This is a genomic window from Pseudomonas sp. GW821-FHT02H06, from assembly GCF_059421525.1.
This window is the reverse complement of the sequence record NZ_JBWKVD010000003.1, coordinates 309,449-330,364: the sequence shown is the minus strand read 5'-3', so window position 1 is coordinate 330,364 and position 20,916 is coordinate 309,449. Positions and strand designations below refer to the sequence as shown.

Here is a 20,916-nt window from a genome sequence, read left to right as displayed (position 1 = left end):
TGTGGGAGTCAGCTGACTTCCACAGGCCTTCAATACCACTCACAGAATCGGCGAAATCAGCCTAGCAACCCGCATCCCCAGCTGCTGCAAGTGATGTGTCTCTTTGCTCTCTTCGCTGGAGATCTCGTGGGAGAGGGCGAAGTCGTCGATCAGCATGTTTTCCACCTCCCGAGCGAAGTCTTCATCCACGGTCAGCAGCATGAGTTCGAAGTTGAGCCGGAACGAACGATTGTCCAGGTTGGCGCTGCCGATCGCCGAGATCGCGTTGTCCACCAGCACCACCTTCTGGTGCAGAAATCCGGGCTTGTAGCGAAAGATGCGAACGCCTGCGCGCACGGCTTCAAAGGCAAACAAACTGGAGGCGGCGTACACCGTGTAGTGGTCAGGACGGGACGGCAGCAGCAAGCGAACATCCACGCCGCGTAGCACCGCCAATCGCAGCGCTGCGGAGACAGGCTCATCGGGAATGAAATACGGGGTTGTGATCCAGACCCGTTCGGTCGCCGCGTGAATGGCTTCGACGAAGAACAACGAGCAGGTTTCCTGCGCATCAGCAGGGCCGCTGGCGAGTAATTGGCACAGCACGCCGTCTTCGGGGTAACTGTCCGGCAGGATCAGCGGCGGTATCTCCCGGGTCGCCCAGAACCAGTCCTCGGCGAACGATTCCTGCAGACACGCCACGACAGGTCCGACGACGCTCACATGGGTATCGCGCCATGGCGCCAGCGGCGGCTTGAGGCCGAGGTACTCATCGCCCACGTTGTGGCCGCCAACGAAGCCTTTGATGCCATCCACCACGACGATCTTGCGGTGGTTACGGAAGTTGATCTGGAAGCGTGTCAGCCAGCCGCCACGTGTGGCAAAGGCCTTGATCTGCACGCCGCCATCGCGGAGCTTCTCGATATAACGCGCCGGCAGCGCATGGCTGCCAATGCGGTCGTAAAGCACATGAATCGCCACGCCTTCAGCGGCCTTCTCCAGCAACAACCCTTGCAGGCGTCGACCGAGATCATCGTCGTGGATGATGAAAAACTGTACGAACACCACTTGCCGGGCGCTTTTGATGGCCTTGAATATCGCGTCGAATGTTTCATCGCCGTTGATCAACAGCTTCACTTCGTTGTTCGCCAGGCACGGCATGCGTCCCAGCTTCGGCATCGCGCGCAGGGAGCGATAAGCGTCCGAGCGCCGCGCCGCCACCGCCTCTTCAATCCATGGTTTCCAGTTGAAGTCGGCGATCGCCACGCGCATTTCGGTGTTGGCCTGACGCCGCGCCTTGATGTAGGCGTCAAACGTGCTCCTGCCGAAAACCAGATACGGAATCAGTGCGACATAAGGGATGAAGATGAGAGGCATCGCCCAAGCGATTGAGCCCTGAGCTGTACGCACCGTGAGTAAGGCGTGGATAGCTGCGACAATGCCCAGCAAGTGAGTGAATCCGAGCAAATAGCCAAAGAAATACGGGCTGTGGTAATCCATGCGCAACCTTGTGCCATAAGCTTATTGGTGTCTAACAGACCACAAGGCGCCGGGATTGTCGCTATTTTATTGAGGCTGCAACTGGCTGCCCGATCCACCGTCTAATCGTCAACGTTCAGTGGCCTGCGTGCAGGCCGCATCTAGATGCCCAAGAGTCATTAAAGGAAACCCGATTCATGAAAAAGCGCGTACTGGCGTTGATGGTTTGTATGACTGCGCCCTTCGCCCAGGCGCAGGTTCTGCAGCCCGGACTGTGGGAACTGAGCTCCAGCAACATGCAGGTAGACGGCCAACAGATGCCGGACCTTCAAGTGATGCTGTCGCAATTGCAAATGATGGCGCCGCAGCAGCGCGCAGCCATGGAACAAATGCTGGAAAAACAAGGCGTTACTCTGGGCGGGAAGGGCGTTCGTATTTGCCTCACGCAGGAGCAGGTCAAGAATGAGCAGATTCCGCTGACAGACCCGAAATCGGGCTGCACCCAGCAGATTACCGAACGCACCGGAGCGACCTGGAAGTTCAAATTCAGCTGCCCACGCGCCCAAGGCACGGGCACTGCACAGTTTCTCAGTGACCGTGAGTTCAATACCCATGTCATTGGTTCTTTCAACGCCACAGGCCAGCAACAGAACGGCAGCATGGACACGCGTGCTGTATGGCTCGGTCAGCAATGCGGCACTGTAAAACCAAGGACCTGATTCTCCGCTTACTAAGCGCCCTGACTTGTCAGGGCGTTTTTGTCTGTACTGACAGCGAGTCGTGTTCCACGTGGAACATCTTGTTGTTTCACATGAGCTTTTCCGCCTTAGGCGTTGAAGAGGCTCACTAAAATCCCGCCGATCTTATAAAAAGCTTCATCTTCGCCCGATATCCCGGCTGTTATATTGTAACCATGTCCTCCATCTCTGAGCCGGGATGCTCTTCGCCTTCGGAACGTGCCATGCACCGACGTCAAATGCTGCTTAACATGCTTTTGGCCAGCGCCGCCTTTGCGCTGCCATTCTCAGTCAATGCGACGCAGATCCGAAACGCCCGCCTGTGGCGTACTGACAGCAAGCTGCGGCTCGTGTTTGATCTCAGTGGCCCGGTTCAATACAAGACCTTCACGCTGAGCGCGCCTGAACGGATCATCATCGATGTCAGCGGCGCGCGGCTTGAAGGCAACTTCAGTCAGCTGGCGCTCGAAAACACGCCGATCAAATCCATCCGCTCCGGCCACTTCGGTCAGAGTGATACGCGCATCGTCCTTGACCTCGCATCGCCCGTGCAGCTCAACAGTTTCCTGCTGGGTCCCGAAGGTGCCCAAGGCAACCGGCTGGTGCTGGATCTGGGCCATGACGTGCTTTCCCGTCCTCCGGTGCAGTTGGCCGCAGCTGCGCCATTGGCGAAAGAGCCACCCGTGCAGACAGCAGGGAGAGATCGATCCAAGCGCGACATCATGGTGGTCGTCGACGCCGGGCACGGTGGCAAGGACCCGGGCGCCGTTGGCTCGAAGGGTGAGCGCGAGAAAGACGTCGTGCTGTCCATCGCGCAGTTGCTCGCGAAACGCTTGAAGCGCGAAAAGGGCTTTGATGTGCGCCTGGTCCGCAATGACGACTTCTTCGTTCCGCTGCGCAAGCGCGTCGACGTCGCACGCAAATACAACGCTGACATGTTCATCTCGGTCCATGCCGACGCAGCCCCTCGGTTGACGGCTTCCGGCGCGTCGGTGTTTGCCTTGTCGGAGAACGGCGCGACATCTGCCACGGCGCGCTTTATGGCCCAGCGTGAAAACGGCGCCGACCTGATCGGCGCGACCAGCCTCCTTAACCTGAAAGACAAGGACCCGATGCTGGCCGGGGTGATTCTCGACATGTCGATGAACGCCACGATCGCCGCGAGTCTGGATTTGGGTCACACCGTACTGGGTAGCCTGGAAGGGATCACGACGCTGCACCAGAAGCGCGTGGAACAGGCCGGGTTTGCGGTATTGAAATCACCCGATGTGCCGTCGATTCTGGTCGAGACCGGCTTTATCTCCAACAGCCGCGACAGTCAGCGCCTTGTCACCGCGCGCCACCAACAGGCCGTGGCCGATGGGTTGTTTGACGGCATGAAGCGCTACTTCGAACGCAATCCGCCGGCAGGCTCTTATGTGGCGTGGCGGCAAGAGCAAAAGGCGAATCAGGCGGTCGTCTGACGGACTCAGTCGTGACGCAGGATGTACAAGTTCGCTCTCATCAAACGTGACACCACTGCAGATGCGCCTGCCTAAACGCCCATTGTGGGAGCGAGCTTGCTCGAGAACAGGTCGACATCCGCTGCATATATAGCGCCTGGAACACCGTCTTCGTGAGCAAGCTCACTCCCACCTGGACAGTGTTTGCCAGGGAGCCAGCACGGCGTATGGACGACGAAATCTTCCCTGATGCCTGCAGGGGTCAGCTTACCGACAACCCATCACCCGGTCGCAGGTGATCTTGGTACGGCTTCCATTTGAGCTCGACACCCGACTGATCGTCGTCCAGCCCACTTTCTGGATGTAACCCACCCACGTCTCGCCGTCCGATGCGAGCCCGGTAAAAAACGTCAGCGAACCGTATCGGCTGTTGGTCTGCGCCCAGCGGCGATTGCCCACGCTTTCAACGCCGCGCACAAACATCGTGTTCCCTGCGTCCGCCACGCTGTACGTGTTGTTGCCGGCATCGATGCAGGCCAACAGCGTCGCGCTGCGTGTGCATAGCGCCTTGTCCAGCCTGGGCGAGGGCGGCATGGCGATGGCCTGCGTGCTCAACGCCAGTAAGCACCCTGACAAAAGCCAAAACAACCGAGTCATGAAGTGGCCTCAAAAAAGATTAGCGTGTGCGTATCGTTATACTATAACGTAAAAAGCGATATCATCCGTACTCTGGTGAAACCTTCATGAACCGCCTTCCCGTTACCGTTCTCTCCGGCTTCCTTGGCGCTGGTAAAAGCACGCTGCTGAACCACATCCTGCGCAATCGCGACAATCTGCGCGTCGCCGTGATCGTCAACGACATGAGCGAGATCAACATCGACGGCAGCGAAGTTCAGCGGGACGTCAGCCTCAATCGGGCGGAAGAAAAACTGGTGGAGATGAGCAACGGCTGCATTTGCTGCACCCTGCGCGAAGACTTGCTGGAAGAGGTCAGCCGGCTGGCCCATGAAGGCCGGTTCGACTATCTGCTGATCGAATCCACGGGCATCTCCGAGCCGCTTCCCGTGGCGGAGACCTTCACCTTTCGCGATGAGCTGGGCGGGAGCCTGGCCGATGTCGCCCGCCTCGACACCATGGTGACGGTGGTCGATGGCCTTAATTTTCTGCAGGACTTCAACGCTGCGGAGAGTTTGGCCTCGCGCGGAGAGACCCTGGGCGAGGACGACGAGCGGGCGATCACTGATCTGCTGATTGAGCAGGTCGAATTCGCCGACGTGATCCTGATCAGCAAGATCGACCTGATCAGCTCAACCGACCGGCGAGAGCTGATGGCAATTTTGCGGCGGCTCAACAGCCAGGCAGAGATTCTGCCGATGGTTATGGGCGCCGTGCCCCTCGGCAAGATTCTGGACACGAGCCGTTTCGATTTCGAACGTGCGGCTCAGGCACCGGGCTGGCTCAAGGAGTTGCGCGGCGAGCACACGCCAGAGACCGAAGAATATGGCATCGCGTCCACGGCTTATCGGGCGCGTCGGCCGTTTCATCCACAGCGATTTTTCGACTTCCTGAATGCGCCGTGGGAAAACGGCCGACTGCTGCGCTCGAAGGGCTTTTTCTGGCTCGCCAGCAAGCACGAGGACGCCGGCAGTTGGTCCCAGGCCGGCGGCTTGATGCGTCACGGTTTCGCCGGTCGTTGGTGGCGCTTCGTGCCCAAGGCGCAGTGGCCGCAGGACGACGAAAGCACGCAGGTGATCATGCGCAGCTGGGAAGCCGAGACCGGCGACTGCCGTCAGGAACTGGTGTTCATCGGTCAGAACATCGACTTTGCCCGGCTGGCGGTAGAGCTTGATCAATGCCTGCTGACTGACGCCGAGATGGCGGGCGGCGTCGCGGACTGGCGCTCGATGCCTGATCCGTTTGGCGACTGGTATGGCGACGCGGCGTAGCACCCGTCTGACTCACTGCGTTTTCCAGATGCCCTTGCTCTGCTGCTCGCAGAACGGTTTGAGAAACGCAGCGTCGCTGGCAACGCCGTAATAGTGAATGTTCTGCCGATAGGGCATATTGGCCACCTGCGCGTTGCTGCACTGGCCAAATGACCCGGCAGGGCACTGCTCCGAGTACGTGACCTCGGTTTTCTGATCCTTGAGCTGAGGTTTGCAGAATCCGTCGTGGAACAGGTCTGGCGGGATGTTCAGATTTTCCTGACAGACTTTGACGTCCACTCGCTCGCCTTGGCTGTGCACCACGCACGACTCAGCCCGGACCGGCGTCGACGTCATTGCCATCAGCGCCCATGCCAGCCCCATAGGCAGCCAGATTGCTCGCATCAATTACCTCCGTCAGCGCTCATTCAGGAGCGATCTCAAAATGGCCGATATGCTGCAGAACATCCCCACTCATGTCATTGCTGGCCCTTTAGGTGCTGGCAAGACGAGTCTGATCAGGCATCTTTTGAAGCAGAAACCGGCGGGCGAGCGCTGGGCTGTGCTGATCAATGAGTTCGGCCAGATCGGCCTGGATGCTGCGCTGCTGACGACCGGCGATGATGGTATCGCACTTGGCGAAGTGGCTGGTGGCTGCCTGTGCTGCGTCAATGGCGCGCCTTTTCAGATTGGCCTCGGCCGGCTCTTGCGCAAGGCCAGGCCGGACCGCTTGCTCATCGAGCCCTCCGGGCTGGGGCATCCGGTCCAGTTGATCAAGCAATTACACGAGGCGCCCTGGGTCGGGGTGCTGTCCGTCCAGCCTAGTGTCATGGTGCTCGACGCCCAGGCACTCGCCCAGGGCAAAGAGCTGCCTGACACCCAGCGAGAAGCCCTGGCGCAGGCGGGCCTGCTGGTGCTGAACAAGTCAGAAGGGCTGGACGCGTCGACCCGAAAGGCAATCATCGACGGACTGCCTGCGAGCAGGCTCCACTGGACCGACCACGGCATATTGTCTCTGGGTTCGTTGCCGGGCATGGACGTCAGCGCCCACGCTGGCTCGGCCAATCCAGCAATCCCCCGGTCATTGCCGCAACTCCCCGCAGCGTGGGCGGACCCGATGACGCCGGTCTGCCTGAGTCAGCAACAGGCGGAGGGGTGGAGCATCGGCTGGCGCTGGCACCCTCAGCGAGTGTTTGATGCGGCGAAAGTCCAGTCCTGGCTGCAAACCTTGAACTGGCGGCGTGCCAAGCTGGTTATCCACAGCGAAAAGGGGTGGATCTCAGGCAATGCGGTGAACAGGAGTGCGCTGGCATGGGCGTCGAGTGAGTGGCGCAAGGACTCCCGTCTCGAGCTGATCTTCGATGGGCCTCAGGACGAGGCCGCTTTGCAGACAGCGCTGGCGGCCTGTCTGCTCTGAAACGAGTTATCCACAGAGGATCACTGCTTCCACTTATTGTGTTCCTGACGCCATTGGCTCAGCTGAATGATCTCGGCGGTCGGTTTCGGGTCTTTGATCTCGAACGGGTAGGGCGCCAGCTCGATCTGCGCCGCGTGGGCACCGAACATGGTGATCGTGCCGGGATGCCGGTGCTCACCGGTGACCGTGAACTCGAAGTTATACACCCGCGCCAGTCGCTTGCGGCCCTCATTGTCGCGCTTGAACGCGAGTCGCTTCAGCGCCACGTTGCCGTCGAGCAACTCAAGATCAAGTTTGGCGCAGTGCTGTTTGACGCGTTCGAGCGCCCGTTCACGCAGGCCATGGGCGTGCCACAGCCAGGCGCCGGCAGTCGCCAGCAGCATGAGGACGAAAATGTTGCCCAGGGTCAGCATGGAAAAGGAACTCCAACAGAAGGCTTGCAGCTTAACTGCGTCGGGTGACAGACAGCCATAGCCCTAAAGTTTAATTTCGCTTCACTTCGTCCGGCATCGCCACTACTGTGCCTTCCCGGTCTCAGGAACCTGTCATGAAACGTACGCCCCATCTACTCGCCATCCAGTCGCATGTCGTGTTTGGTCACGCCGGCAACAGCGCAGCCGTGTTCCCTATGCAGCGTATCGGCATCAATGTCTGGCCGCTTAATACCGTTCAGTTCTCCAACCACACCCAGTATGGCCACTGGGCGGGGGAAGTCCTGGCGCCGCAGCAGATTCCGGCGTTGGTTGAGGGGATTGCGGCGATAGGCGAGCTGGGCAATTGCGATGCGGTGCTGTCGGGTTATCTGGGGAGCGCAGCGCAGGGACGCGCGATTCTGAGCGCCGTTGCGCAGATCAAACGCGCCAATCCACGCGCGCTGTATTTGTGTGATCCGGTGATGGGGCACCCGGAGAAGGGCTGCATCGTGCCGCAGGAAGTGAGCGATTTCCTGCTGGACGAAGCCGCTGCAGTCGCCGACTTTCTTTGCCCGAATCAGCTGGAGCTGGACAGCTTCTCCGGCCGCAAACCCGAATCGTTGCTTGACTGCGTGGCCATGGCGCGGGCGTTGCTGGCCCGAGGCCCCAAGGCGGTTGTCGTCAAGCACCTGGCCTACCCGGGTAAACCCGCGGACGGCTTTGAGATGCTGCTGGTGACCGAGCACGAAACCTGGCACCTGTGTCGGCCGCTTCTGGCCTTTCCCCGGCAGCCGGTGGGCGTGGGCGACCTGACGTCCGGGCTGTTCCTGTCTCGGATTCTGCTCGGTGACGACCTGCGCAGCGCCTTCGAATTCGCGGCGTCAGCGGTGCATGAAGTGCTGCTGGAGACCCAGGCCTGCGGCAGCTACGAGCTGGTGCTGGTGCGCGCGCAGGACCGAATCGCTCACCCGCGGGTCAAGTTCGAAGCGGTCCGGCTGTAAGCCGAACCGGTGCTGGCTTAAACCGGCTCATCCTTGATTTCACGATAACGCTTCTCCAGTTCCTGACGGATCTGGCGGCGTTGTTGTGCCTGCACGTAACGGCGCTTGTCTTCGCTGTTGGCCGGTGTCAGCGGCGGTACGCTGGCAGGTTTGCGCTGGTCATCCACCGCCACCATGGTGAAGAAGCAGCTGTTGGTGTGACGAACCGAGCGCTCGCGGATGTTTTCGGTCACCACCTTGATGCCCACTTCCATGGACGTATTGCCGGTGTAGTTGACCGATGCCAGGAACGTGACCAGCTCGCCGACGTGAATCGGCTCACGGAAAATCACCTGATCCACCGACAGCGTCACCACATAGCGCCCTGCGTAACGGCTCGCGCACGCGTAAGCCACTTCGTCGAGATACTTCAGCAGCGTCCCGCCGTGCACGTTGCCGGAGAAGTTGGCCATGTCCGGGGTCATCAATACAGTCATCGACAGCTGGGCGTTTCCGGGTTCCATAGCGTTGCTCACGGTCTAAAAGGGTCAGAAGGCACCTTGCTCGGGTGCTCGAATGCAGATTGGCGACAAAACCATCGATACCGGGACGCCAACGGCCGCTCCGCCGTCACGCCCTGTACCCATCTGTTTCCATATATTGCACTGGCTTCTCCCGCTTTTGTGCGGTGTTAACCTGCGGAAGCCCTTGGATGGGGTAAATCCTGCGTCTCAGTCAGAATATTCAGGCTTCGTTGGCGAGTTTTCGTACAGCAGTCGTCTCTCTTTCAGACGGATACGCGTATTTCATCGATTGCCAGCAGGAGCAGCGCCCATGCATGCCATCAGTTTCATTCAGGACCTGGCAGTGATCATGCTCGTGGCTGGCGTCGTAACGGTGGTGTTTCATCGGCTCAAGCAACCGGTGGTGCTGGGCTACATCGTGGCCGGCTTCATCATCGGTCCGCACACCCCGCCGTTTGGCCTCATTCACGACGAGGACACCATCAAGACCCTCGCCGAACTCGGCGTGATCTTTTTGATGTTTTGCCTCGGCCTGGAATTCAGCCTGCGCAAGCTGTTCAAGGTCGGTGCGACGGCGTTCATTGCCGCGTTTCTCGAAATCATGCTGATGACCTGGATCGGTTACGAAATCGGCCAGTTCTTCGCCTGGAACACCATGGACTCGCTGTTCCTCGGTGCCATTCTGGCGATCTCGTCCACCACCATCATCGTCAAGGCGCTCAATGACCTGAAGATGAAAAACCAGCGCTTCGCCCAACTGATCTTCGGCGTGCTCATCGTTGAAGACATCCTCGGCATTGGCATCATCGCGCTGTTATCGGGGATCGCCGTGAGCGGCACGGTCAGTTCCGGGGAGGTGTTTTCAACGGTCGGCAAGCTGTCGCTGTTCATGATCGTGGCGCTGGTCATCGGCATTCTGGTCGTGCCGCGATTGCTGGCCTACGTGGCGAAGTTCGAGAGCAACGAAATGCTGCTGATCACGGTGCTGGGGCTGTGCTTCGGGTTTTGCCTGCTGGTGGTGAAGCTTGAGTACAGCATGGTGCTGGGGGCGTTTCTCATCGGCGCAATCATGGCCGAATCCAGGCAACTGGCGAAGATCGAGCACCTGGTCGAGCCCATTTGTGACATGTTCAGCGCGATCTTCTTCGTCGCGATCGGCTTGATGATCGATCCGAAGATTCTGCTCGATTACGCCTGGCCCATCGCGGTGATCACCGTCGCTGTGGTGCTGGGCAAGATGATTTCCTGCGGGCTTGGCGCTTTTATCGCTGGCAACGACGGTAAGACCTCGCTGCGGGTGGGGATGGGACTGTCACAGATTGGCGAATTCTCCTTCATCATCGCAGCGCTGGGGATGACGCTGCAGGTCACCAGCGATTTTCTCTACCCGGTCGCCGTGGCGGTCTCCGCGATCACGACGCTCTTGACCCCTTATCTCATCCGCGCAGCAGACCCTCTGTCCCACACGCTGGGCGCCATTGTTCCTGCACGCATGGCGCGTGTGTTTGGAATGTACGGGGAGTGGCTGCGCAGCATTCAGCCCCAGGGGCAGGGCGCAGTGCTGGCAGCGATGATCCGGAAGATTCTTCTGCAAGTCGGAATCAATCTGGCATTGGTCATCGCCATCTTCTTTACAGGAGCATTCTTTGCGGAGCGGATTGGCGTGTATTTCAGCGACTGGGTCAGCGATGTCGGGCAGCAAAAAGCCTGGATCTGGGGTGCGTCGTTGCTGCTTTCACTGCCGTTTCTGATTGCGGCTTACCGCAAGCTAAAGGCGCTGTCGATGCTGCTGGCAGAGATGAGCGTGAAGCCGGAGATGGCGGGCAGGCACACAGCGCGCGTCCGTAGGGTGATCGCCGAAGTGATCCCGCTGCTGTCTTTGCTGGTGATTTTTCTGCTCATCGCATTGCTGTCATCCAGCATGCTGCCGACGCGCGAATGGCTAATGCTGATTGTCGTCGTGGCGTCTGTGGTGGCTGCCGTCCTGTGGCGCTGGTTCATCCGGGTGCATACGCGCATGCAGATCGCGTTGCTTGAAACCCTGGGCAATCATCCTGAGCCCTGAGTTGTAAATCAGCGTTGAGGTGCGTACCTCAACGCTGATTCAGGGGAGCGGTTGTGCTTCTCAGCTTTCCAGCCAGACGTCCCGCGCCCAGTGCCAGACGGATTCCCAGCTTTCTTCGGTGACGAGTTCTTCTTCGCCAGACCACAGCACCACAGTGCCGTCTTCTTCAACGCAGTAGTAATCCTCGCCGTCCTGGCAGATCGGGATCAGCTCGCGGGGTACGCCGATATCCCAGGCGGTCGCTGCCACTTCCGGCAAATACGTATGGGAGACCGGGTCAGTGACGGTGACAGGCTCAAGACTGCCGTAGACCACGTCGCTGACGGTCAGCAAGAACTCCTTGAAGACGAAGGGGATATTGATGAACAGCTGCTCTTCAACCTCGACCAGCTGATCTTCATCAGGCAGCTCAAGCGGGACAGGGACCGGTTCATTGGCTTCACGGAGTTGTTCGATGACTTCTTCCACGACGTGGATCCTCTAACGATTTGCGCGGGTTATACAGTAGCTCAAAGGCATCGCCAAATTAACTTGGCTTCTATAAAAAGCAGAACCCCGGAACAAGTCCGGGGTTCAGTTGCAGCAGCTCAGCGGTATTAGCCGTTCTGGCGGATACCTGCCACCAGCCAAGGCTGGTTGTCGCCCTGAGCGCGTTCCATGTTCCAGCTCTCGCTGAACACTTCGCCCTGATCGAAGCGCGACGTTTTCGACACACCGCTAAACGTCAGCGTGGCGATGGTCTTGTCGGCGCGATCATCCAGACCGTCAAGTTGCACGGTGAGGTTGTCGATGAAGGTGGACTGGAAACCGTCGCCCAGATCGGCACGTTCTTTTTTCAGGAACTGCAGCATTTGCGGGGTCACGAACTCGGAGATCTTGTCCATCTCGTTCGCGTCCCAGTGCTGTTGCAGCGACTGGAAGTGGCTGCGGGCCGCTTCAATAAAGCGTTCTTCGTTGAACCAGGCTGGCGCGTTGATCACCGGACGGGCTGCCGCTGCTGGAGCGGAACCGCCGAAGATCGAATTCTGTGCCGGTTGTGGTTGCTCGAAGGTTTCACGCTGATAAGGAGCACCAGCGGGAGCCATCTGTGGCTGCTGTTTGCGTCGACGCGCCGCGATGAAGCGGAAGATCACGAAGGCGATGATCGCCATGATCAGGATGTCGAAGAACTGCATGCCTTCGAAGCCACCGCCCATGAACATGGAGGCCAGAAGACCACCGGCGGCGAGACCGGCCAATGGGCCGAGCCATTTGGAAGCACCGCCCGCAGCAGGCGCAGGACGGCCGGCGGCGTTAGGTGCAGCGGCAGGAGCGGAAGGAGCTGTTTGACGCGCCTGGTGACTTGGCGCCGAGCCCATGCTCTTGCCACCACCGAAACGCGCAGCATTGACGTCGAGGCTCATGGTGAGCCCGATCATCAGTGCCAAAGCGATGCTAAGAAAACGTTGCATAAGGGAATTCCCGTTTGTGGATTGCACGCGCGCCATGTTGCACAGGACAAATGGGGATGACCAGCGGCCATATGTTTCCGGCTTTTGCGTGAATCTTCACCTGCCTGTCCTATTTGGGTTGTAGGCAGGTGAAGAAAGTTCTGTAGGAAAGATGGGGGGTGGATGTGGGAATGCAAGGGGTGCATCAACGCATCCTCAGTTACCGCTCACACCGGCTCGAGCTTCGCGTACCCCAGCATCAGCCACTTGCTGCCTTCCGAAAAATTCACCTGCACCCGCGCCTGAGCGCCTGAACCCTCGAAGTTGAGGATCACGCCTTCGCCAAACACCGCGTGCTGCACGTGCTGACCCAGGGAGAACTGGCTCTGCGGAATGGCTTCGCCGTCGAACAGACGACTCGGTGCCATGGTTTTGGAACCGCCGAACGGACGGGTCACGCTGTTGGACAGCCGCACTTCCTGAATCAGATTAGGCGGGACCTCCCGTACGAAGCGCGAGACCTTGTTGTAGGTTTCGCTTCCGTACAGGCGTCGGGTTTCTGCGTAGGTCATCACCAGATGCTGCATGGCGCGGGTGATGCCCACGTATGCCAGACGGCGCTCTTCTTCCAGGCGGCCCGGTTCTTCCAGGCTCATCTTGTGCGGAAACAGGCCTTCTTCCATGCCCACCAGGAACACGTACGGGAACTCCAGACCCTTGGCGCTGTGCAGCGTCATGAGCTGAATGCTGTCTTCGTGCTCATCCGCCTGGGTGTCGCCGGCCTCCAGGGAGGCATGGCCGAGGAATGCAGCCAGTGGCGTCAGGTCTTCCTCCTCGTCGCTGTTCTCGAAGGCGCGCGCGGCGCTGACCAGTTCCTCAAGGTTTTCCACCCGGGCCTGGCCTTTCTCGCCTTTTTCTTCCTTGTGGTACGTGATCAGGCCGGACTGCTCGATGACCGTTTGGGTCATCAGGTGCAGCGGCATGTCTGCGGCCTTGGCGGCGAGGTTTTCGATCAGTTCGATGAACGCGCCTAACGCGCTAGCCGCACGACCGGCCAAGCCTTTGTTGGCGACCAGCAGGCGCATGGCCTCCCACATCGACACGTCGGCATGGCGCGCATGCTCGCGAATCGCTTCGACGGTTTTCTCGCCAATGCCGCGCGGCGGGACGTTGATGACCCGCTCCAGCGCCGAATCGTTACCGCGCCCGTCCAGCAGGCGCATATACGCCATGGCGTTCTTGATTTCGGCGCGCTCGAAGAATCGCTGGCCGCCGTAGATACGGTACGGGATGCGCTCGCGCAGCAAGGCCTCTTCGAGGACCCGCGATTGGGCGTTTGAACGGTACAGAATGGCGATGTCGCTGCGCGCGAGGCCGGTCTTGATCGCGCTCTCAATGGTCTCGACCACGTAGCGCGCTTCGTCGTGTTCGTTGAACGCTGCGTATAGATTAATCAGCTCGCCATCGCCGACGTCCGTCCACAGTTCTTTGCCCAGACGCCCGGTGTTGTTAACGATCAAGCCGTTGGCGGCCTTGAGGATGCTCGCGGTGGAGCGGTAATTCTGCTCCAGGCGGATGGTCTCGGTATCAGGGAAGTCTTCGGAATACTGATGAATATTCTCGATCTTCGCGCCGCGCCAGCCATAAATGGACTGATCGTCGTCGCCGACCACCATCAGGCTGTCGCCACCCTGGGCGAGCAGACGCAACCAGGCGTATTGAACGGCGTTGGTGTCCTGGAATTCGTCTACCAGCACGTGACGGAAACGACGCTGATAGTGCGCAAGCAGGCTCGGGTTGTCGCGCCACAGGTCCAGCGCGCGAAGCAGCAACTCGGAGAAGTCGATGACGCCGGCGCGCTGACACGCCGCCTCGTATGCCTCGTAGACCGACTTCATGGTCGTCAGAAACAGATCGCCCGAGGCCTGGATGTGCTTGGGGCGCAGCCCTTCGTCCTTCTGGCCATTGATGAACCACTGCGCCTGCCGTGCCGGCCAGCGCTGCTCATCCAGATTGAGCTCGCGCATGACGCGCTTGACCAGTCGCTGCTGGTCATCGCTGTCGAGGATCTGGAAGCTCTGGTTAAGACCCGCTTCCTGCCAGTGCGCCCGCAGCAGGCGGTGCGCCAGGCCGTGGAAAGTGCCCACCCACATGCCGGCCGGGTTGATACCCATAAGCTGCTCGATGCGATGGCGCATCTCGGCGGCGGCCTTGTTGGTGAACGTCACCGACAGAATCGAGTGCGGCGAGGCGTTCTCGACCTGGATCAACCAGGCGATACGGTGCACCAGCACACGGGTTTTGCCGGAACCAGCGCCGGCCAGGACCAACTGACGACCCACGGAGGCAGCTACGGCCTGGCGTTGGGCATCGTTGAGGGAGTTAAGCAGAAGGGAGAGGTCATCGCGCATCGGGGCATTCTAGGGTGCCGTGAGGGCATGGGCAAACCCTAACGCTGGCCGGTCGTGATGTTGCCGGTCCCATCTTTGCCGTCTGTAGATTTTAATTGATGACTGTTTGGTCTCGACGATCCCTTGTGTATCCTCCGCGAACGTTCAAGGCCCCCAATTATAAGAAACGCCATGACCTTCAGTTCCGAAGCCCCGGCAAACTCCGTGGCGACACGTCGTGTCATCTGCAAGCAGTTCGCGACCCAGCTTGCCGCCGAGCGCACCCGTCTTCTTTATCAGGGATCGCTGCTGCCGACCCTGTTCATGTTCATCAATGGTTTGCTCTGCGCGTGGCTGCTCTGGAGTCCCGAGCGTTACGTGCTGGTGGGCGTCTGGCTGGGCTGGCTGTCAGCGCTGGTGTGTCTGCGCGTGCTGCAAGTCGCAGCGTTCAGGTCAGCATCACTCGATCGTCGATCGCAGCCGATCTGGAACCGCATGTTTCTGGCCGGCGCCTGCGTCAGTGGGTTCACCCTCTCCAGCGCCGCGCTGGTGCTGATGCCGGCGCAAAGCCTGGCCCAGCAGGCCTGGGTGTTCGGCCTGATTGGCGCGGCCACGCTGTCTGCCAGTGTGGCCTATGCGGTAAGCATTCCGGCGTTTCTCACGTTCACGCTGCCGTGTCTGCTGCCGCCCATTCTCTATCTGTTCTGGACCGGCGACCCCCAATGCCACGGTTGGGGCTGGCTCGGACTGATTCTCCTGCTGGCGCTTATCGTGGTGGCTGCGCAGGTCAACCGTTTGATCGAGCGGGGTCTTATCCGGCGATTTCAGAACGTGGCGCTCATCGAGCACCTTCAACAGGCCCAGGCCGAAAGCGACGAGCTCAACCGCGAACTGACCCGCCAGTACGAAGAACGTACGCGTTATCTGACCCATTACGATGAGCTGACCGGCCTCGCCAATCGCGCGCTGTTCAATGAGCGGCTGCGTGACGCCAATCAGCGTGCGCGTCATGGCGGGCGCACGCTGGCTTTGCTGCACATCAACCTTGATCGCTTCAAATTGCTCAATGACAGCCTGGGTCACGATACCGCTGACCAGTTGCTTCGCCTTGTCGCGCGCAGGCTCAGCGGCCATGTGACCGATGCCGATACCGTCGCGCGTTTGTCAGCGGACGAGTTTGCCGTGCTGTTCGACAGCCACGGCAACCTGACCACACTGGCGCGGATCACGACGCGCCTGCTGGCAAAACTGCGCTCGCCGATATCGGTTTGCGGCCATGAGTTAGTGGTCAGCGCCTCCATCGGCATCGCGTTGCTGCCGGGTTCTGCACGGGACATCGCCGCGTTGGTCAGCCAGGCAAATATGGCCATGCAACACGCCAAACACCTGGGCGGCGACAATTTTCAGTTCTTTACCGAAAGCCTTGAGGCGGGCACGCCGGGTCGTTTGCAGCTGGAAATCCAGCTGCGTCGCGCGATTGCAGAAGGGCAGCTGGAGGTTTTCTATCAGCCGAAGCTGGAGCTGGAAAGTGGTCGCCTCAATTCGGCGGAAGCGCTGGTGCGCTGGCGTCATCCCGAGCGCGGTCTGATTTCGCCCGGCGAGTTTATCGGGTTGGCAGAGGAGACCGGCCTGATCGCCAACATCGGCGAGTTCGTACTGCGCAAAGCCTGTCATCAGGCCTGCGAATGGCAGCGGGAGGGGCTCGCTCCTATCAGGGTGTCAGTCAATCTCTCTGTGCATCAGATGCGTCAGGGCAAGCTGGTCAGCCTCGTTCGGCAAGTGCTCGAAGAGACCGGGCTCAAGCCCGAATACCTGGAGCTTGAGCTCACCGAGAGTCAACTGCTGGAGAGCGTCGAACATATCATCACCACGTTTCAGCAACTGCGCGCACTCGGCGTAAAACTGGCCATCGACGACTTCGGCACCGGCTACTCATCGTTGAGCTACCTGAAACGTTTTCCGGTGCACTGCGTGAAGATCGACCAGGCCTTTATTCGTGGTCTGAATGAATGCGCAGAAGACGCTGCGATTACCCGAGCGATCATCGCGATGGCCCACAGTCTTGACCTCAGGGTGGTGGCCGAAGGCGTGGAAGATTGCGAACAGCTGGAGTTTCTCAGGTCTCACGGTTGCGACGAGGTGCAAGGCTACTTGATCAGTCGGCCAGTGGAGGCCAGCGTTATGGGCGGCATCCTGCGCAGTCGGCTGACCGAAGCCTGGAGTCCTGTGCGAAAAGCCCTACACTACAAAGCGACCTGAGCCTCAACAACGATCGGTTGACCACGGCGAGATCGTTTAACTGTGCGGTTTGCAGGTCATGTAGTATAACTACAAGAAAGCTACAGCCCGGCCCATCCTTCACTTGAGTCCTGTCCTTTGAATCTGTTGCAGCACATCGCCCAGTCACGCCATCTCTTGCGCAAGTCGGAGCTGAAAGTAGCCGATCACGTGCTGCTCGATCCGGCGGCCGTGATGCACAGCTCCATGGCCGATCTCGCGCATGCGGTCGGTATCAGCGAGCCGACCATCGTGCGTTTCTGTCGCGCCATTGGCTGCACCGGCTTTCAGGACCTGAAACTCAAGCTGGCGCAAAGCCTTGCTGCTGGCGCGAGCTTCGGCCAGTTCGCCATCCACGAAGACGATTCCGTCGCCGATTACAGCCTGAAGATTTTCGACACCACGCTGCACACGCTGATAGAAGTGCGCGAAAAGCTCGACCCCCATGCCTTGCAGGCGGCGGTGACGGTCATGGCGGCGGCGCATCGTGTCGAGTTCTACGGCTTCGGCGCATCGGGCGCAGTCGCGGCTGACGCCCAGCACAAATTCTTCCGTCTGTTACTGACGGCAGCGTCTTACTCCGATCCGCACATGCAGGCGATGTCGGCTGTGACGCTCAAGCCTACGGACGTCGCGGTGTGTATTTCCCAGTCCGGTCGCTCAAAGGACTTGCTGATCACCGCCAACCTGGTGCGCGAAAGCGGCGCCAACCTGATCACCCTTTGCCCGAGTCAGACGCCACTGGCCGAGCTGTCCACGGTCAATCTCGCCATCGACGTGCACGAAGACACCGAAATCTATACGCCGCTGACCTCGCGTATTGCGCATCTGGTGGTCATAGATGTCCTGGCGATGGGCGTTGCGATGGCGCGCGGTCCGAGCCTGGTCAATCACCTCAAGAGCGTGAAGCGCAGCTTGCGCAGCCTGCGGTTGTCGCCGAAGTCGATCAAGTCGTCTGAAGATTGATCTGAACTCGCGTAGCGCCGAAACCTTCACCAACCTGTAACGCTTCCGACGTCTGATCGTCACCGCATCCCGCCACTCTGTACTCCCGCACACGAATGGGAGACAGGATATGCCTCGGCACTACGATGACTCGCAGCAGCACAGCACCTCCACAAAGACTCGCCGTCAGCAGGAAGACCAGCGCCGCATGGCGTTCCGGCGTGCGATCGAAAGCCATTCCGAAGAACGCCGCCTGAATCAGGAGCTCTCAAGCTACCTGGACAGCGCCAGCGCCCATTTCTGGCAGAGCGCTAGCGCTTCGGAAGGTGGCCATCAAAGCGCGCGACCAGCTCGCTGATCTGGGTACGCTCCGTCCGAATGAATGACAGGAACGCGTGAGCCACCGGCGACAGACGTTTGTCCCGTGCCTGTACGACGCACCAGCTTCGGTACAGCGGCAATTCGGCCACTGGCAGCTCAATCAGCGTGCCAGTGGCAAGTTCCAGGCTCAGCGCATGGCGGGTCAGCAGCGCAACGCCAAGCCCCGCCACTACGCATTCGCGCTGCGCCTCGGCCGAGGACACCTCCAGCGTGTGCTCGAAATGAATGCGCTTCTCCTTGAAATACTCCTCGCAGGCCTTGCGCGTCCCTGAACCCTGTTCGCGAACCACCAGCGTTGCTGCCTCCAGATCCTTCAGCGCCGGATTGGGCAATAACGTCAACGGATGGTCCGGCTGCGCCACGGCAACGATCGGGTTATTCAAGAAGGGCAAAAACTCCAGGCCCATGTCCTGTGGGACCATCGACATGACGACCAGATCATCACGGTTATCCGACAGCCGCCGAATCACCTGCGCCCGATTGACGACCGTGAGGTTGAGCATGACTTCGGGGTATTTGCGCTTAAAAGCTGCAAACAGGTGGGGAACGAAATACTTTGCGCTGGATTCAATCGCCAGTTTGAGCTGCCCCTGCAGGGAGCCCTGCATGTCGGAGAGCTGCATGTCGAGGTTCTCCAGCCGACCGAAGATGTCGCGACTGGCAAGCTGCAGCGCTTCGGCGGCTTCCGTCAGGTAGAGCTTCTTACCCACGTATTCGAACAGCGGCTGGCCGACCAACTCTTCCAACTGGCGCATCTGCAGGCTCACCGCCGGCTGGGTCAGCGACATTTCCTCAGCTGCGCGACTGTAAGAGCGCAAATCACAGACCTCATTGAAGATCCGCAATTGACGCAATGTCATTCGCATCAATGACTTACGCATTTTTCCAGCCCTAGCCGTTTAGTTGATATCGGGAACTATAAGGTTTTGCTTATGGTTCACCCAATATTTACTCATTTTTGTTAATTGCTGATTCGTCATAGGGTGGCGTCACCTGCGAGCAACATGCAGTAACGGAATGTCGCGCGGTATTGGCCAGCCATCTGGTCCGTCTGCTAATCGGTCGAGGAAATACCAGTGATAAAAAAAATCCTGATCGCCAACCGTGGGGAAATCGCTGTTCGGATTGTGCGCGCTTGCGCCGAAATGGGCATCCGCTCGGTGGCGATTTATTCCGACGCGGACCGGCACGCGCTTCACGTCAAGCGTGCCGACGAAGCCTATGGCATCGGCTCGGAGCCCCTTGAAGGCTATTTGAACCCGCGCAAGCTGGTGAACCTTGCCGTTGAAACCGGCTGCGACGCGTTGCACCCCGGCTATGGTTTTCTCTCGGAAAACGCAGAGCTGGCAGATATCTGCGCCGAACGGGGTATCAAGTTCATCGGCCCGTCCGCTGAAGTGATCCGCCGCATGGGCGACAAGACCGAAGCTCGCCGCAGCATGATCAAGGCCGGCGTGCCGGTGACGCCCGGCACGGAAGGCAACGTGGCCGACATCGCCGAAGCACTGGTTGAAGGCGATCGCATCGGTTACCCCGTCATGCTCAAAGCCACCTCGGGCGGCGGCGGGCGCGGCATTCGTCGCTGCAACAGCCGGGAAGAGCTGGAGCAGGCGTTTCCTCGAGTCATTTCCGAGGCCACCAAGGCATTCGGCAAGGCTGAGGTATTTCTCGAAAAGTGCATCGTCAATCCCAAGCACATCGAAGCGCAGATCCTTGGCGACAGCTTCGGCAACGTCGTGCACCTGTTCGAGCGTGATTGCTCGATCCAGCGCCGCAACCAGAAGCTCATCGAAATCGCCCCAAGCCCGCAACTGACGCCGGAGCAGCGCGCCTACATCGGCGACTTGTCCGTGCGCGCCGCCAAGGCCGTGGGCTACGAGAACGCCGGCACCGTGGAGTTCCTGCTCGCCGAGGGCGAGGTGTACTTCATGGAGATGAATACCCGCGTACAGGTCGAGCACACGATCACCGAGGAAATCACCGGGATCGACATCGTCCGCGAGCAGATCCGCATCGCCTCAGGACTGCCGCTGTCGGTGAAGCAGGAAGACATCATCCATCGTGGTTTCGCGTTGCAGTTCCGCATCAACGCGGAAGACCCGAAGAACAACTTCCTGCCGAGCTTCGGCAAGATCACCCGTTACTACGCGCCCGGCGGCCCCGGCGTGCGCACCGATACGGCGATTTACACCGGCTACACCATTCCGCCGTATTACGACTCCATGTGCCTGAAGCTGATCGTCTGGGCGCTGACCTGGGAGGAGGCAATGGACCGCGGCCTGCGTGCGCTGGATGACATGCGTCTGCAAGGGGTGAAGACCACGGCCGCGTATTACCAGGAAATCCTGCGTAACCCGGAATTCCGCAGCGGCCAGTTCAATACCAGCTTCGTGGAGAGCCATCCCGAGCTCACCAATTACTCGATCAAGCGCAAACCCGAAGAGCTGGCCCTGGCCATCGCCGCCGCCATCGCTGCCCACGCGGGCTTATAAAAAGCCAGCTGCAAGCGCTAAGCCGCAAGCTGCAAGTTGA

19 protein-coding genes are annotated in these 20,916 nt (G+C 59.7%); 10 read left to right on the top strand and 9 right to left on the bottom strand.

Annotated features, from left to right (window positions below; translation table 11 throughout):
- Positions 1-39 precede the first annotated feature (39 nt).
- Entirely contained in the window at positions 40-1,479 is a 1,440-nt protein-coding gene (gene cls / locus AC07VF_RS07520; protein WP_192174518.1) for a cardiolipin synthase, read from the bottom strand.
- 176 nt (positions 1,480-1,655) lie between these two features.
- Between cls and AC07VF_RS07515 the strand changes: the two genes are divergently transcribed.
- Both AC07VF_RS07515 and AC07VF_RS07510 read left to right on the top strand, forming a co-directional pair.
- A complete protein-coding gene (locus AC07VF_RS07515; RefSeq protein WP_192174519.1) occupies positions 1,656-2,177 on the top strand; it encodes a DUF3617 domain-containing protein in 522 nt (173 codons plus the stop codon).
- Between the two features lie 242 nt (positions 2,178-2,419).
- Entirely contained in the window at positions 2,420-3,658 is a 1,239-nt protein-coding gene (locus AC07VF_RS07510; RefSeq protein ID WP_495008332.1) for an N-acetylmuramoyl-L-alanine amidase, read from the top strand.
- Positions 3,659-3,904: 246 nt separating this feature from the next.
- Here AC07VF_RS07510 and AC07VF_RS07505 read toward each other — a convergent pair whose 3' ends face one another.
- A complete protein-coding gene (locus tag AC07VF_RS07505) occupies positions 3,905-4,294 on the bottom strand; it encodes a glutamine synthetase (RefSeq protein ID WP_495008333.1) in 390 nt (129 codons plus the stop codon).
- A gap of 86 nt (positions 4,295-4,380) precedes the next feature.
- On the opposite strand from AC07VF_RS07505, the gene zigA reads away from it, so the two are divergent.
- Positions 4,381-5,583, top strand: coding sequence for a zinc metallochaperone GTPase ZigA (gene zigA, locus AC07VF_RS07500; RefSeq protein ID WP_495008334.1), 1,203 nt, complete (start codon positions 4,381-4,383; stop codon positions 5,581-5,583).
- Positions 5,584-5,595: 12 nt separating this feature from the next.
- Here zigA and AC07VF_RS07495 read toward each other — a convergent pair whose 3' ends face one another.
- Positions 5,596-5,967 (bottom strand): NADH:ubiquinone oxidoreductase, encoded by a 372-nt coding sequence (locus AC07VF_RS07495; protein ID WP_282365416.1) that lies wholly within the window; start codon positions 5,965-5,967, stop codon positions 5,596-5,598.
- Between the two features lie 49 nt (positions 5,968-6,016).
- Here AC07VF_RS07495 and AC07VF_RS07490 point away from each other — a divergent pair, with 49 nt between their 5' ends.
- Positions 6,017-6,979, top strand: coding sequence for a CobW family GTP-binding protein (locus AC07VF_RS07490; RefSeq protein ID WP_495008452.1), 963 nt, complete (start codon positions 6,017-6,019; stop codon positions 6,977-6,979).
- A gap of 20 nt (positions 6,980-6,999) precedes the next feature.
- On the opposite strand, the gene AC07VF_RS07485 is transcribed toward AC07VF_RS07490, so the two are convergent.
- A complete protein-coding gene (locus tag AC07VF_RS07485; protein WP_074886003.1) occupies positions 7,000-7,392 on the bottom strand; it encodes a DUF3301 domain-containing protein in 393 nt (130 codons plus the stop codon).
- Between the two features lie 134 nt (positions 7,393-7,526).
- On the opposite strand from AC07VF_RS07485, the gene pdxY reads away from it, so the two are divergent.
- The gene (gene pdxY / locus AC07VF_RS07480; RefSeq protein WP_495008335.1) at positions 7,527-8,393 is read left to right on the top strand and encodes a pyridoxal kinase PdxY; all 867 of its coding nucleotides are present in this window, start codon (positions 7,527-7,529) and stop codon (positions 8,391-8,393) included.
- Between the two features lie 17 nt (positions 8,394-8,410).
- On the opposite strand, the gene AC07VF_RS07475 is transcribed toward pdxY, so the two are convergent.
- Positions 8,411-8,896 carry an acyl-CoA thioesterase gene (locus AC07VF_RS07475; RefSeq protein ID WP_122534219.1) on the bottom strand — a complete coding sequence of 162 codons (486 nt, stop codon included), beginning with the start codon at positions 8,894-8,896 and terminating at the stop codon, positions 8,411-8,413.
- Between the two features lie 310 nt (positions 8,897-9,206).
- Here AC07VF_RS07475 and AC07VF_RS07470 point away from each other — a divergent pair, with 310 nt between their 5' ends.
- The gene (locus AC07VF_RS07470) at positions 9,207-10,961 is read left to right on the top strand and encodes a cation:proton antiporter (protein ID WP_495008336.1); all 1,755 of its coding nucleotides are present in this window, start codon (positions 9,207-9,209) and stop codon (positions 10,959-10,961) included.
- A 60-nt stretch (positions 10,962-11,021) separates the two neighbouring features.
- On the opposite strand, the gene AC07VF_RS07465 is transcribed toward AC07VF_RS07470, so the two are convergent.
- From AC07VF_RS07465 to uvrD, 3 genes are all read right to left on the bottom strand, one after another.
- Entirely contained in the window at positions 11,022-11,429 is a 408-nt protein-coding gene (locus AC07VF_RS07465) for an SMI1/KNR4 family protein (protein ID WP_192174524.1), read from the bottom strand.
- 128 nt (positions 11,430-11,557) lie between these two features.
- Entirely contained in the window at positions 11,558-12,412 is an 855-nt protein-coding gene (locus AC07VF_RS07460; RefSeq protein ID WP_192174525.1) for a Tim44 domain-containing protein, read from the bottom strand.
- Positions 12,413-12,618: 206 nt separating this feature from the next.
- Positions 12,619-14,802, bottom strand: coding sequence for a DNA helicase II (gene uvrD / locus AC07VF_RS07455; protein WP_282365412.1), 2,184 nt, complete (start codon positions 14,800-14,802; stop codon positions 12,619-12,621).
- 171 nt (positions 14,803-14,973) lie between these two features.
- Between uvrD and AC07VF_RS07450 the strand changes: the two genes are divergently transcribed.
- The 3 genes from AC07VF_RS07450 to AC07VF_RS07440 all read left to right on the top strand — a co-directional run bounded on the left by AC07VF_RS07450 (position 14,974) and on the right by AC07VF_RS07440 (position 18,361).
- The gene (locus tag AC07VF_RS07450) at positions 14,974-17,040 is read left to right on the top strand and encodes a putative bifunctional diguanylate cyclase/phosphodiesterase (RefSeq protein ID WP_495008337.1); all 2,067 of its coding nucleotides are present in this window, start codon (positions 14,974-14,976) and stop codon (positions 17,038-17,040) included.
- A gap of 117 nt (positions 17,041-17,157) precedes the next feature.
- The gene (gene hexR, locus AC07VF_RS07445; protein ID WP_065988147.1) at positions 17,158-18,024 is read left to right on the top strand and encodes a transcriptional regulator HexR; all 867 of its coding nucleotides are present in this window, start codon (positions 17,158-17,160) and stop codon (positions 18,022-18,024) included.
- Between the two features lie 109 nt (positions 18,025-18,133).
- A complete protein-coding gene (locus AC07VF_RS07440) occupies positions 18,134-18,361 on the top strand; it encodes a PA3496 family putative envelope integrity protein (RefSeq protein ID WP_463584319.1) in 228 nt (75 codons plus the stop codon).
- Here AC07VF_RS07440 and AC07VF_RS07435 read toward each other — a convergent pair.
- Entirely contained in the window at positions 18,315-19,265 is a 951-nt protein-coding gene (locus tag AC07VF_RS07435; RefSeq protein ID WP_346631301.1) for a LysR family transcriptional regulator, read from the bottom strand. The two genes, AC07VF_RS07440 and AC07VF_RS07435, sit on opposite strands and share 47 nt — an antisense overlap.
- A gap of 195 nt (positions 19,266-19,460) precedes the next feature.
- Here AC07VF_RS07435 and AC07VF_RS07430 point away from each other — a divergent pair, with 195 nt between their 5' ends.
- The gene (locus AC07VF_RS07430; RefSeq protein WP_074885974.1) at positions 19,461-20,876 is read left to right on the top strand and encodes an acetyl-CoA carboxylase biotin carboxylase subunit; all 1,416 of its coding nucleotides are present in this window, start codon (positions 19,461-19,463) and stop codon (positions 20,874-20,876) included.
- The last annotated feature ends 40 nt before the right edge of the window (positions 20,877-20,916 follow it).

Coding starts and splice junctions, on each gene's coding strand:
- AC07VF_RS07515 (WP_192174519.1), top strand. CDS start 1,656: ATGAAAAAGCGCGTACTGGCGTTGATGGTTTGTATGACTGCGCCCTTC.
- AC07VF_RS07490 (WP_495008452.1), top strand. CDS start 6,017: ATGCTGCAGAACATCCCCACTCATGTCATTGCTGGCCCTTTAGGTGCT.
- cls (WP_192174518.1), bottom strand. CDS start 1,479: ATGGATTACCACAGCCCGTATTTCTTTGGCTATTTGCTCGGATTCACT.
- AC07VF_RS07485 (WP_074886003.1), bottom strand. CDS start 7,392: ATGCTGACCCTGGGCAACATTTTCGTCCTCATGCTGCTGGCGACTGCC.
- AC07VF_RS07450 (WP_495008337.1), top strand. CDS start 14,974: ATGACCTTCAGTTCCGAAGCCCCGGCAAACTCCGTGGCGACACGTCGT.
- AC07VF_RS07470 (WP_495008336.1), top strand. CDS start 9,207: ATGCATGCCATCAGTTTCATTCAGGACCTGGCAGTGATCATGCTCGTG.
- pdxY (WP_495008335.1), top strand. CDS start 7,527: ATGAAACGTACGCCCCATCTACTCGCCATCCAGTCGCATGTCGTGTTT.
- AC07VF_RS07510 (WP_495008332.1), top strand. CDS start 2,420: ATGCACCGACGTCAAATGCTGCTTAACATGCTTTTGGCCAGCGCCGCC.
- uvrD (WP_282365412.1), bottom strand. CDS start 14,802: ATGCGCGATGACCTCTCCCTTCTGCTTAACTCCCTCAACGATGCCCAA.
- AC07VF_RS07440 (WP_463584319.1), top strand. CDS start 18,134: ATGCCTCGGCACTACGATGACTCGCAGCAGCACAGCACCTCCACAAAG.
- AC07VF_RS07435 (WP_346631301.1), bottom strand. CDS start 19,265: ATGCGTAAGTCATTGATGCGAATGACATTGCGTCAATTGCGGATCTTC.
- AC07VF_RS07495 (WP_282365416.1), bottom strand. CDS start 5,967: ATGCGAGCAATCTGGCTGCCTATGGGGCTGGCATGGGCGCTGATGGCA.
- AC07VF_RS07475 (WP_122534219.1), bottom strand. CDS start 8,896: ATGGAACCCGGAAACGCCCAGCTGTCGATGACTGTATTGATGACCCCG.
- AC07VF_RS07505 (WP_495008333.1), bottom strand. CDS start 4,294: ATGACTCGGTTGTTTTGGCTTTTGTCAGGGTGCTTACTGGCGTTGAGC.
- zigA (WP_495008334.1), top strand. CDS start 4,381: ATGAACCGCCTTCCCGTTACCGTTCTCTCCGGCTTCCTTGGCGCTGGT.
- AC07VF_RS07460 (WP_192174525.1), bottom strand. CDS start 12,412: ATGCAACGTTTTCTTAGCATCGCTTTGGCACTGATGATCGGGCTCACC.